The sequence below is a fragment of the Streptococcus huangxiaojuni genome (assembly GCF_040930515.1).
GTDB classification, from domain to species: Bacteria; Bacillota; Bacilli; order Lactobacillales; family Streptococcaceae; genus Streptococcus; species Streptococcus huangxiaojuni.
Window position 1 is genome coordinate 15,213 of the sequence record NZ_JBFQEG010000006.1, and the last position, 12,162, is coordinate 27,374.

10 protein-coding genes and 1 tRNA gene are annotated in these 12,162 nt (G+C 44.0%); all 11 read left to right on the forward strand.

Annotated elements, in window-relative coordinates:
• Positions 1–9: 9 nt before the first annotated feature.
• The 11 genes from AB3329_RS05220 to AB3329_RS05270 all read left to right on the forward strand — a co-directional run bounded on the left by AB3329_RS05220 (position 10) and on the right by AB3329_RS05270 (position 12,162).
• On the forward strand, positions 10–1,269 hold the full coding sequence (locus AB3329_RS05220; protein WP_368394674.1) for a uracil-xanthine permease family protein: 1,260 nt from the start codon (positions 10–12) through the stop codon (positions 1,267–1,269).
• A gap of 87 nt (positions 1,270–1,356) precedes the next feature.
• The gene (locus tag AB3329_RS05225) at positions 1,357–2,283 is read left to right on the forward strand and encodes an aspartate carbamoyltransferase catalytic subunit (RefSeq protein ID WP_368394675.1); all 927 of its coding nucleotides are present in this window, start codon (positions 1,357–1,359) and stop codon (positions 2,281–2,283) included.
• Between the two features lie 88 nt (positions 2,284–2,371).
• Positions 2,372–3,457, forward strand: a complete 1,086-nt coding sequence (locus AB3329_RS05230) for a carbamoyl phosphate synthase small subunit (protein WP_368394676.1) — start codon at positions 2,372–2,374, stop codon at positions 3,455–3,457.
• Positions 3,458–3,603: 146 nt separating this feature from the next.
• Positions 3,604–6,783 (forward strand): carbamoyl-phosphate synthase large subunit, encoded by a 3,180-nt coding sequence (gene carB / locus AB3329_RS05235; protein WP_368394677.1) that lies wholly within the window; start codon positions 3,604–3,606, stop codon positions 6,781–6,783.
• Positions 6,784–7,038: 255 nt separating this feature from the next.
• Positions 7,039–8,280, forward strand: a complete 1,242-nt coding sequence (locus tag AB3329_RS05240; RefSeq protein ID WP_368394678.1) for an efflux RND transporter periplasmic adaptor subunit — start codon at positions 7,039–7,041, stop codon at positions 8,278–8,280.
• An 11-nt stretch (positions 8,281–8,291) separates the two neighbouring features.
• The gene (locus AB3329_RS05245) at positions 8,292–9,002 is read left to right on the forward strand and encodes an ABC transporter ATP-binding protein (protein ID WP_368394679.1); all 711 of its coding nucleotides are present in this window, start codon (positions 8,292–8,294) and stop codon (positions 9,000–9,002) included.
• 10 nt (positions 9,003–9,012) lie between these two features.
• Positions 9,013–10,254: an ABC transporter permease gene (locus tag AB3329_RS05250; RefSeq protein ID WP_368394680.1), complete on the forward strand. Its 1,242-nt coding sequence runs from the start codon at positions 9,013–9,015 to the stop codon at positions 10,252–10,254.
• 460 nt (positions 10,255–10,714) lie between these two features.
• Entirely contained in the window at positions 10,715–11,308 is a 594-nt protein-coding gene (locus AB3329_RS05255; RefSeq protein ID WP_368394681.1) for a VTT domain-containing protein, read from the forward strand.
• A 124-nt stretch (positions 11,309–11,432) separates the two neighbouring features.
• Complete coding sequence (gene rpsP / locus AB3329_RS05260; RefSeq protein WP_368394682.1) at positions 11,433–11,705, forward strand: 30S ribosomal protein S16; 273 nt, start codon at positions 11,433–11,435, stop codon at positions 11,703–11,705.
• A gap of 9 nt (positions 11,706–11,714) precedes the next feature.
• The gene (locus AB3329_RS05265; protein WP_368394683.1) at positions 11,715–11,954 is read left to right on the forward strand and encodes a KH domain-containing protein; all 240 of its coding nucleotides are present in this window, start codon (positions 11,715–11,717) and stop codon (positions 11,952–11,954) included.
• Between the two features lie 136 nt (positions 11,955–12,090).
• Positions 12,091–12,162 (forward strand) — tRNA-Gln (locus AB3329_RS05270).

A 12,162-nucleotide genomic window follows, 5' to 3' on the forward strand; every position in this document is an offset into this window, starting at 1 on the left:
ATAGATAAAGTGGAGAATATAAAATACGATGTGCATGAAAGACCGGCTTCAGGCCTGCTGATTGGCCTTTCCTTTCAGCATCTGTTTGCCATGTTCGGAGCGACGGTTCTGGTGCCGATTCTGGTTGGTATTGACCCGGCTATCGCTCTGTTTTCCAGTGGGCTGGGAACTTTGGCGCATTTATCGGTAACACAGTACAAAATTCCAGCTTATATGGGCTCCAGTTTTGCCTATATTGCGACCATGCAGACTTTGATGAAAAGCGGCGGGATTGCTGCTGTTGCTCAAGGGGCCATAGCAGGGGGCTTGGTTTACTTATTGGTTGCGCTTGTTGTGAAATTTGCCGGAAATGCTTGGATTGATAAAGTTTTACCGCCGGTTGTTGTCGGTCCGATTATTATTGTTATCGGCTTGAGTCTTGCAACCACAGCAGTTAATGATGTCATGCTTAAAGACGGTCAGTATAATTTCACCTATTTGCTGATTGGCATGGTCACCTTATTAGCTGTTATTCTCTTTAATATATATGGTAAGAAAATTGTCGGAATAATTCCTGTTTTGCTCGGTTTAGCAGTCGGTTATCTCTTTGCCATAGCGATTGGTTTTTTAACCAACCAAACGATTGTTGATTTTTCTGAAGTTGTCAGCAGTTCTTGGTTTTCCCTGCCGGATTTTGATATTCTCTTCTTAGATTATTCTTTTAAATTTTATCCCAGCGCTGTTTTGACGATGGCGCCGATTGCCTTTGTTACAATGACGGAGCATTTTGGCCATATCATGGTTCTTAACAGTCTGACAGGACGCGATTTTTTCAAGGATCCTGGTCTGGACCGAACCTTAACTGGAGATGGTCTGGCTCAGATTATCGCAGGAATCTTCGGAGCACCTCCGGTAACATCATATGGTGAAAATATCGGGGTCATGGCTCTGAATAAAATTTACTCGGTCTATGTGATTGCCGGTGCGGCCCTTATTGCTGTGGTGATGAGTTTTATTGGCAAGGTTTCAGCCCTGCTGTCCTCTATCCCGAGCCCGGTTATCGGCGGCATTTCCATCGCTTTATTCGGAGTTATTGCCTCCAGCGGCCTGAAAATTTTGATTGAAAATAAGGTCGATTTTGACAATAAAAAGAATCTTCTGATTGCCAGTGTTATTTTAGTCTCCGGGATTGGCGGCTTAATGCTGCAGATTAATGGCCTGCAAATTACAGGTGTGGCATTCTCAACGCTTTTAGGGATTCTTTTATACCAAATTCTGCCGGAGAAATAAAAACAATGCAGGTCTTGCTTTGGTGAGAGAGTCCCGAGCCCTGCTAAGTTCTGTCCTGATGTTAAGACGATTGTAGAGGAATTGAAAATGGCTGTAACAGATGGAATTGTATCACTGAAACATTTAGTGACTATGGAAACCTTATCCAATGAAGAAGTGCTTGGTTTAATTGAGCGCGGCCTGGCTTTTAAGTATAAAAAAGCACAGTACCAGCTCGACCGGCAGTATTTTGCGGCTAACCTTTTTTTTGAAGCTTCCACCAGAACCCATAAGTCATTTGAAGTCGCTGAGAAAAAGCTGGGGCTTGATGTTATTGATTTTGATGCTAAAACCAGCTCTGTCAATAAAGGGGAGACTCTCTATGATACCATTTTAACAATGAGCGCTTTGGGGGTAGATATTTGTGTTGTCCGCCATTGGGAGGTGGACTATTATAAGCAGCTGGTCGACAGCCGCACCATTCAGTCTGCTATCGTTAACGGCGGTGACGGATCAGGCCAGCATCCCAGTCAAAGTCTGCTGGACTTAATGACCATTTATGAAGAATTCGGGACTTTTGACAACTTGAAAATTGCCATTGCCGGCGATATCACTCACTCCCGAGTAGCAAAATCCAATATGCAGATTTTAAAACGTCTGGGAGCTCAGCTTTATTTTGCCGGCCCTTCGCAGTGGTACAGCGATGAATTTGATGTTTACGGAAAGCATGTTTCTATTGATGAAATCATCGATACCGTTGATGTTTTGATGCTGCTTAGGGTTCAGCATGAGCGCCATGGCAAGGACGGAAGCTTTTCAAAAGAAAGCTACCATAACCTGCACGGCTTGACTGCCGACCGCTACCAGCTTTTAAAGGACAGTGCCATTGTCATGCATCCTGCACCGGTCAACCGTGATGTCGAAATCGCTGACCAGCTGGTAGAGGCACCGAGGTCGAGGATTGTTGCCCAAATGCAAAATGGCGTTTATGTCCGTATGGCTATCATTGAGGCTGTGCTGCAGGGTAAAGTATAAGCAGACCGGACTGCTTAGGAGGTTTTAACTAAAAAGCATTTGCCTGCCTGTTTGATGCTGACCAGCAGACTTAAGGAGAAGAAATAGAATGACAAAAAGACTTTTAATTTTAGAAGACGGAACTGTTTTTACCGGCACGGCTTTTGGTGCTGATCTTGATGTCACTGGAGAGATTGTTTTTAATACTGGTATGACAGGCTATCAGGAATCCATTACAGATCAGTCTTACAATGGACAGATTTTGACCTTCACCTATCCTTTAGTTGGTAATTATGGTATTAATCGTGATGATTATGAATCGATTTTACCAACCTGCAAGGGGGTGGTTGTGCGGGAGCACGCTCGAAGGGCCAGCAATTGGCGGACACAGATGACTTTAGATGAGTTTTTAAAAGCTAAGCATATTCCGGGAATTGCAGGGATTGACACCAGGGCTCTGACAAAAATTATCCGTCGGCATGGCACAATGAAAGCGACTATGGCCAGTGTCGGTGATGATTTGGACCATTTGAAAGATCAGCTGCGAGCGACTGTTCTGCCAACCAATAATGTGGAGCAAGTATCCACAAAAACAGCCTACCCGGCACCAGGTATTGGTAAGAACATTGTTTTGGTGGATTTTGGACTGAAGCATTCTATTCTTCGTGAATTTTCTAAACGGAACTGCAATGTGACTGTGGTGTCTCATAATATTACAGCTGAGGAAATTTTACAGCTTTCGCCGGACGGTGTCATGCTCTCAAACGGTCCGGGCAATCCTGAGGATGTCCCTTATGCGGCTGAGATGATACGGGGAATTCAAGGGAAAATTCCGATTTTTGGTATTTGCATGGGACACCAGCTCTTTAGTTTAGCAAATGGGGCCAAAACCTATAAAATGACCTTCGGCCACCGTGGCTTTAACCATGCCGTTCGCGAAATTGCTACCGGACGTATCGATTTTACCAGTCAAAATCACGGTTATGCCGTTGAACGTGATACTTTGCCTGACTGTTTGCTGGTGACACATGAAGAAATAAATGACCGGACTGTTGAGGGCGTGCGCCACCGTGATTATCCCGCATTTTCTGTCCAGTTTCACCCTGATGCCGCACCGGGTCCGCATGATGCCAGCTATCTTTTTGATGAGTTTCTAGAATTGATTGATGCTTTTAAACAAAATCAAAAAGACTGACAGATCAACTTTTATCAGATCCAAAAGAGCTGTTAGTTCATCTTAGCAAAATACAGGTTCAGTCTTGGGACGGCAGATGAACAAAAAAAGAGCTTTGAACCCTGACAAAAAAGATTGAGCAAAGGAATAGAAATCAGAGGTAAGTAATGCCAAAACGTACAGATATTCAAAAAATTATGGTAATCGGTTCAGGTCCTATCGTCATCGGTCAGGCTGCTGAATTTGACTATGCAGGGACTCAGGCCTGTCTGGCTTTGAAAGAAGAAGGCTATAGTGTGGTTCTTGTCAATTCAAATCCTGCCACGATTATGACTGATAAAGAGATTGCAGATCAGGTCTATATTGAACCTATCACAATTGAATTTGTTACCAGAATCCTGCGTAAAGAGCGTCCGGATGCTCTTTTACCTACCCTGGGAGGACAGACAGGACTAAACATGGCTATGGAATTGGCTAAAGCCGGTATCCTTGATGAGCTGGGTGTAGAGCTTTTGGGAACAAAGCTGTCTGCCATTGACCAGGCGGAGGATCGGGATTTGTTCAAACAGCTTATGGAAGAGCTCAATCAGCCTATTCCCGAATCGGAAATTGTCAACAGTGTGGCAGAAGCGCTGGATTTTGCAGAAACTATCGGCTATCCGGTCATTGTTCGCCCGGCTTTTACTTTGGGCGGAACCGGTGGCGGTATGTGCAGCAATGCTGAAGAGCTTCGTGAGATTGCCGGCAATGGTCTTAAGCTGTCTCCAGTGACGCAGTGCCTGATTGAACGGTCGATTGCTGGATTTAAGGAAATTGAATACGAAGTGATGCGCGACAGTGCTGATAATGCTCTTGTCGTCTGCAATATGGAGAATTTCGATCCGGTTGGAATCCATACAGGCGATTCAATTGTTTTTGCCCCAACCCAGACACTGTCTGATATTGAAAATCAGCTGCTGCGCGATGCCAGCCTCAGTATCATCCGCGCACTTAAGATTGAAGGCGGCTGCAATGTTCAGCTGGCTCTGGATCCCAAAAGTTTTAAATACTATGTGATCGAAGTTAATCCCCGTGTTTCTCGTTCCTCAGCTCTGGCTTCAAAAGCAACCGGTTATCCGATTGCAAAATTAGCGGCAAAAATTGCTGTTGGACTGACACTGGATGAGATGACTAATCCGGTTACAGGAACGACTTATGCCCTGTTTGAGCCGGCATTGGACTATGTTGTGGCTAAGATACCGCGCTTTCCTTTTGATAAATTCGAGCGAGGCGAGCGCCGTTTGGGGACGCAAATGAAGGCGACCGGTGAAGTTATGGCTATCGGGCGCAATCTTGAAGAAAGCTTGCTGAAAGCCTGTCGTTCCTTAGAAATCGGCCTATATCACAACGAAATGCCGGAATTGAGCAAGGTCAGCGATGATGCACTTTTTGAAAAAATCGTCAAGGCCCAGGATGATCGGCTCTTCTACGTATCAGAAGCTATCAGGCGTGGTTTTGCTATTTCCGAAATTGCCGATTTGACTAAAATTGACCTCTTTTTCTTAGATAAACTGCTGCATATTTTTGAACTTGAACAAGAACTGCTAGCGTCTCAGGGAGACTCAGAAGTACTGAGAAAAGCCAAAAGCTATGGTTTTTCAGATCGCAAAATTGCTGATTTGTGGCAGCTCAGCCCGGACCAGCTGCGTGCTTTCCGCTTAGAACACAAGGTTATTCCGGTTTATAAGATGGTGGATACCTGTGCGGCTGAATTTGCATCAGAAACGCCTTATTTTTACTCAACCTATGACTGGGAAAATGAGTCCGTTCGTTCTGACAAGGAATCCGTTATTGTATTGGGGTCAGGTCCGATTCGTATCGGCCAGGGAGTAGAGTTTGATTACGCTACTGTCCATTCTGTCAAGGCTCTTCAGGCAGCCGGTTACGAAGCTATTATCATGAATTCAAATCCGGAAACCGTTTCAACCGACTTTTCGATTTCAGATAAACTGTATTTTGAACCTTTAACCTTTGAAGATGTGATGAATGTCATTGAACTGGAACAGCCTAAAGGGGTTATTGTTCAATTTGGCGGCCAGACAGCTATCAATTTAGCTGAACCTTTGGCAAAGGCCGGTATTAAAATTCTGGGAACACAGGTGGCTGATTTGGACCGTGCTGAAGACAGAGACCTTTTTGAAAAAGCCCTTAAAGAACTTGATATTCCGCAGCCGCCTGGTCAAACAGCGACTAATGAGGAAGAGGCCCTGCAGGCTGCCCGTAAAATCGGTTTTCCTGTCCTTGTGCGCCCATCATATGTTTTAGGCGGCCGGGCTATGGAAATTGTCGAAAATGAAGAAGACTTGCGGTCATACATGCGGACAGCGGTCAAGGCCAGTCCGGAACACCCGGTGTTGGTTGATTCTTACCTTGTCGGCAGAGAATGTGAGGTGGATGCCATTTCTGACGGGCAAAATGTCCTGATTCCGGGAATAATGGAGCATATCGAACGTGCCGGTGTGCATTCGGGAGACTCTATGGCAGTTTATCCACCTCAGACCCTGTCCCCATCTCTTCAGGCAACAATAGCAGACTATACAAAACGCTTAGCATTGGGACTTAATTGTATCGGTATGATGAATATCCAGTTTGTCATTAAAGATGAAACAGTTTATGTTATTGAGGTCAATCCGCGTGCCAGCCGGACAGTGCCTTTCCTGTCAAAAGTGACCGATATTCCTATGGCGCAGGTGGCTACCCAGCTGATTTTAGGTGCTAAGCTCTCTGACTTGGGCTTTGAAGACGGTCTGTATCCAGCAAGCAGCCATGTCCATGTTAAAGCTCCGGTCTTCTCATTCACGAAGCTGGCCAAGGTAGACAGCCTGCTTGGACCGGAGATGAAATCAACCGGTGAAGTGATGGGATCGGATCTGACGCTTGAAAAAGCCCTTTATAAGGCTTTTGAAGCCTCTTATTTCCATCTCCCTGCTTTTGGCAATGTTATCTTTACGATTGCTGACGACACAAAAGCAGAAGCTCTTACTCTAGCCCGCCGCTTTGCTAATGTAGGCTACAGCATTTTTGCGACAGCGGGAACGGCTAAATATTTTCAAGAAAATGGCTTAGAGGCTGTTTTAGTCAACAAACTGGGAGAGAATGACGAGAATGATATTCCGGCTCTGGTCCGCCGAGGGAAGGTTCAAGCGATTATTAATACGGTCGGCAACAAACGAACCTTTGACGAAGACGGTCAGACCATCCGCAGTTCAGCTATTGAACACGGAGTTCCGCTCTTTACAGCTATCGATACAGCAGCCGCCATGATTCGTGTGCTGGAAAGCAGAGGTTTTCTGACTCAGGCCATCTAGAGCCTGTTTGGCAGTATTTACCTATTCTGATATTTTTAAAGACAGCTCTGCCCGGCAACATTGATCCGGCAGGGCTGTTTTTCTTACAAAACTGTAAGGATTTAAAGGCCATTTATCGGTTATACTGAGTGTAGCAAAAGGTAAGGGTGATGAAGAGCCGGTGAAATCTTTTGCACTGTTAAATTTTTCTTGACAAGATGGCAAAAAGATTTTATACTTGTCTTAATGATATAATACAATACTATAGGAGGCATTATGACCAAGAAAAGAAGTGCTAAGAAATTAAGCAAAAGAACAAAGGGAATAATCTGGGGAGCCGCAGCCGCCTGTGTCCTGATAATAGGTGTCATACTGTATCTGCAGCAGACAAGCTCGCAGTCCAGTTCTGCATCTAAAGAATATTCTTTGGTCAATGCTGCAGAAGGCAACGTGAACTCAACGACCCTGCTGTCAGGAACGGTTAAGGCGACTTCAGAGCAGTATGTTTACTTTGACAGCAGCAAGGGCACTCAGGCAACAGTCAATGTTTCCGTAGGCGATCAGGTTACAGCCGGCCAGCAGCTGGTTCAGTACGATGCGACTACAGCTCAGGCAGCCTATGACAGTGCTGTCAGATCCGCCAACAAAATTGCCCGTCAGATCGAGTATCTGAAAACCTACGGCAATCTGCCGACGACAGAAACATCAGTGGATGAAGAGACGGGAGAAACAACAACGACGACTGTACCTCCGACACAGCAGGCAACCGCTAATTATAATCAGCAGCTTCAGGAACTTAACGATTCTTATGCAGATGCCCAAAATGAAATTACAAAAGCGCAGACAGCTCTTAATCAGACAATTATTACCAGCGATGTGACAGGAACTGTTGTTGAAGTGAATCGTGATGTTGATCCGTCCTCAAAAGAAAGTCAGACTCTGGTTCATGTTGTTACAGAAGGACAGCTGCGGATTGAAGGGACTCTGACAGAATATGATTTGGCTAATATCAGCAATGGCCAGCAAGTCAAAATCACTTCTAAAGTCTACCCTGATCAAGAATGGACGGGAACGATTTCCCATATTTCCAATTATCCAAAAGACTCCGGCAGTTCAGGCAATGCAGCCAGCAACTCATCCGGCAGCTCCAATTCTTCCGGCGGATCAAGCGGAGCGAGCTATGAATATAGGGCTGATATCACCAGTCCGCTCAATGACTTAAAACAGGGCTTCAGCGTTTCTGTTGAAGTGACGGACGACAGCAAACATATCTTGGTGCCGCTGAAAGCTCTGGTCAGTGAAGGGGATAAAAACTATGTCTGGGTTTATGATGACAGTTCCTCTAAGATTAAAAAGACCGAAGTCAGCTTGGGAAATGCTGATGCCAAATCACAGGAAATTACAGGTGGTTTAGAACTTGGTCAAATCATTATCGAAAATCCTGATAAGGACTTTAAAGACGGCCAGAAAGTTGAAAATACCGTGTCAGGAGATACCGATTCTGCTAAAGACAAGTAAGAGGTGAAGAGATGACAAAGGATAGAAAACAATTAATCAATCTGCATCAAATCACCAAATCCTATAAAAACGGCGATCAGGAATTACAAGTTTTAAAGGGGATAGACCTGAAAGTTGATGAAGGAGAATTTCTGGCAATTATGGGACCTTCGGGTTCAGGAAAGTCCACCTTAATGAATATCATCGGCCTGCTTGACCGGCCGACTTCAGGCGACTACAGCTTAAATGACAATCAGGTTGAAAAACTGACAGATAAAAAACTGGCAGCTGTACGCAATGAAGAAATCGGCTTTGTTTTCCAGCAATTCTTCCTGCTTTCAAAATTAAACGCTCTACAAAATGTTGAACTGCCTTTAATATATGCAGGAGTAGGTGTCGGACAGCGCCGAAAGCTGGCCCAGCAGTTTTTAGAGAAAGTTGAACTGACGGACCGCATCAAACATCTGCCGTCCGAATTATCCGGGGGTCAAAAGCAAAGAGTCGCTATTGCTCGAGCTTTGGTTAATGATCCGGCGATTATTCTGGCTGACGAACCAACCGGTGCGCTTGATACCAAGACCGGCCAGCAGATTATGGAACTGCTGACAGAGCTCAATCAAGAAGGCAAAACCATTATTATGGTAACACATGAACCCGAGATTGCTGAGTTTGCCGGCCGCCGGATTGTTATCCGGGACGGTGAAATCAGCACCGACACAACAGACAGTGTCAGAATTGACTAAGGAGGGGGAAATGGAGAATTGGAAATTTGCCCTTAGTTCAATTATGGGGCACAAAATGCGTTCTTTCTTAACTATGCTGGGAATTATTATCGGTGTCGCTTCCGTTGTTCTCATTATGGCCTTAGGAAAAGGACTGCAGAACGGGATTAATAGTCAAGTTTACCAAAGCCAAAAAAATTTAAATGTCTACTATAAAACAGCTGAACAAAAGAAAGCTGAAGAAGACCCTTATTATTCAGGTGACAGTACAGCTTTATCAGAAAAAGCACCAACTTTGAAAGAAGAATGGGTACAGCAGGTCGCTCAGAATATTGATGGTATTTCTGGCTATTATGTTACAAATAATACAACATCAGGTGTGTCCTATGGGAAAAAGACGGTTGCTAATGTTAATATAACAGGAATTAACAGGACTTATCTTACCATTCAGAAGTTTAAAATTTTGGCAGGCCGCCCCTTTAATGAGAGTGACTACCGAACATTTGCCCGTATCATCATGCTTGATGAGCGTTTGGCCAAGCAGCTTTTTGGTGACAGTGAGGCAGCTTTAAATCAAGTTGTTGATTTAGCGAATAAAAGTTATTTAGTTGTCGGCGTCTATAAGGATGAAAATGCCAATAATGCATACAGTACAACGTCAGGCGGCAATGCTATTATGACCAATACTCAGCTGGCCAGTGAATTTGGTGTGAAAGAAAATGATCAAGTCTATTTCCATATTGATGATGTCAGCAAGGCCAATACAATCGGCAAACAAGCTGGCAATGAGCTGACAAAACTTTCTGGTGCCAAGGACGGTTTTTATGAAAACTTCAATATGGACAGTATTATTGCCCAAGCCAACCAGCTGGCTTCAATGTACACACTGGCCTTTGGTGTTATTGCCGGGATCTCCTTGCTTGTCGGCGGTATCGGTGTGATGAATATTATGCTGGTTTCGGTCACCGAGAGAACACGGGAAATCGGTTTGCGTAAAGCATTAGGGGCCACACGCGGGAAAATACTGAGCCAATTTTTGATCGAGTCTATGGTTTTAACCATTTTAGGCGGTTTTATCGGCCTGCTTTTGGCTTATGTCGGCGTTCAGGCTTTAAAAGACCCTTTGAAAGCACAGCAGATTATCCCCGAAGTGTCGCTTCAGGTTGTTGTTATCAGTATTATCTTCTCAGCTTTTATCGGAATTGTTTTTGGAATTTTGCCTGCCAATAAAGCAAGCAAACTGAATCCGATTGAAGCCTTACGGTACGAATAATTGAGGAATTGAACACGCCCTAAGCTCTTTGCAAAAAAGATAGCCTTCCCTTGAGTCTTTAATGACTCAGCGGTCAGCCTCCTATTTTTGCTGAGAGCTTTTAACGGGCTTTGTATCTTGTGAATTGAACACGCCCTAAGCTCTTTGCAAAAAAGATATAGCTAAGTTTAGAATTGATTTCAAGTTAGCTAGCCGTAGCCGTCTGAAGGCTTTGCAGTCTTAACAGCCTGCCGCACCCTTCTAGCCGTCCTGGCAGAGGTGCGCCGACGAAATCGAAGATTTCTGGCTTACCGTCATTTTTGCTTTGCTCTTTTAACGGGCTTTGTATCTTGTTAATTGAACACGCCCTAAACGCTGCGGGAAAAAGATGTCCTGACTTAGAATCTGGCGATTCGTCAGCCAGTCCCCTATTTTCCTTTTGCGTTTTTAACGGGCTTTGTATCTTGTTAAAGGGAGTGCGATGTCTTATCATACTTGGCAGAGAATTTTTAAATTAATCGGCTGGCTGTCTCTTTTTGTAACGGTTGCTTTTCTTGTTTATCTATTTAAAGGTTTAAATATTTTAAATAATCCGGATGCCTTAACTAAGCTCTTACAGGAACGTCTGCTTTTAGGCGCTTTGCTTTTTTTCCTGCTGCAGATTATTCAGGTTGTTATTCCAATTATACCTGGCGGTGTGACAACAGTTGTCGGTTTTTTGGCCTTTGGTCCGGTGCTTGGTTTTATTCTGAATTATCTGGGCATTGTGATTGGCAGTGTCATTTTGTTTGCTCTGACACGTCATTTCGGCAGGAAATTCATCTTTCTATTTGTGACAGAAAAGCAGTTTCACCACTACGAAAAAATGCTCTTTACGCCGACTTATGAAAAATTCTTTATTTTAAATATGCTCTCTCCCGTTTCACCGGCTGATATCATGGTCATGGTGACAGGGCTCACCAGTATGTCATACAGCCGTTTTATCAGGCTTATCCTGCTCTGTAAGCCGTTTTCTATTGTGGCCTATGGGTATTTTTGGATTTACGGCGGCCGGCTGTTAAAGAAATTGTTATAAAAAACAGAGGTGTCAAGAAAAAAACTTGACACCTCTGTTTTTTATGCTACAATAGATAAGACGGGTTTGCCAGAAACTGGTAACTTGATTCATTATTTTACATTTAGAAAAGAGATTTTAATACATGGCAGTAAAAATTCGTTTAACACGCATGGGTTCTAAGAAAAAACCTTTCTATCGTATCAATGTAGCTGATTCCCGCTCTCCGCGCGACGGCCGTTTCATCGAAACTGTCGGCACTTACAATCCGCTCGTTGAAGACAATCAAGTAACACTTAAAGAAGAACGTATTCTTGACTGGCTGTCTAAAGGAGCTCAGCCTTCAGATACTGTTCGCAGTATTCTTTCAAAAGCCGGAATTATGCAGAAATTCCATGAATCAAAATTAAAAAAATAATGTAAGCTTATGGATACTATCGAAAATCTGATTATTGCTATTGTGAAACCCTTAATTTCACAGCCTGATTTATTTACAATCAGGATTCAGGACACTCCGGATTTCCTTGAGTACCATCTGGATTTGGATACTCAGGATATCGGCCGAGTCATCGGCAAAAAAGGCCGTACAATCACAGCAATAAGATCAATTGTTTATTCAGTCCCTACTCAAGGAAAAAAAGTAAGGCTGGTTATTGACGAGAAATAAATTTTTCTGTTTTTAGCACTGTCTCTGATAGAAAGTTTTTTACTGACTTGGATTGGAGGCAGTGCCTTAAAACAGAATACTTTTTGATGAGCTCTTGACAAAAACGAGCGATTGGCCTAAAATAGTAGGTGAGTTTTGGGGTATAGCCAAGCGGTAAGGCAAGGGACTTTGACTCCCTCATGCGTTGGTTCGAATCCAGCTACCCCAG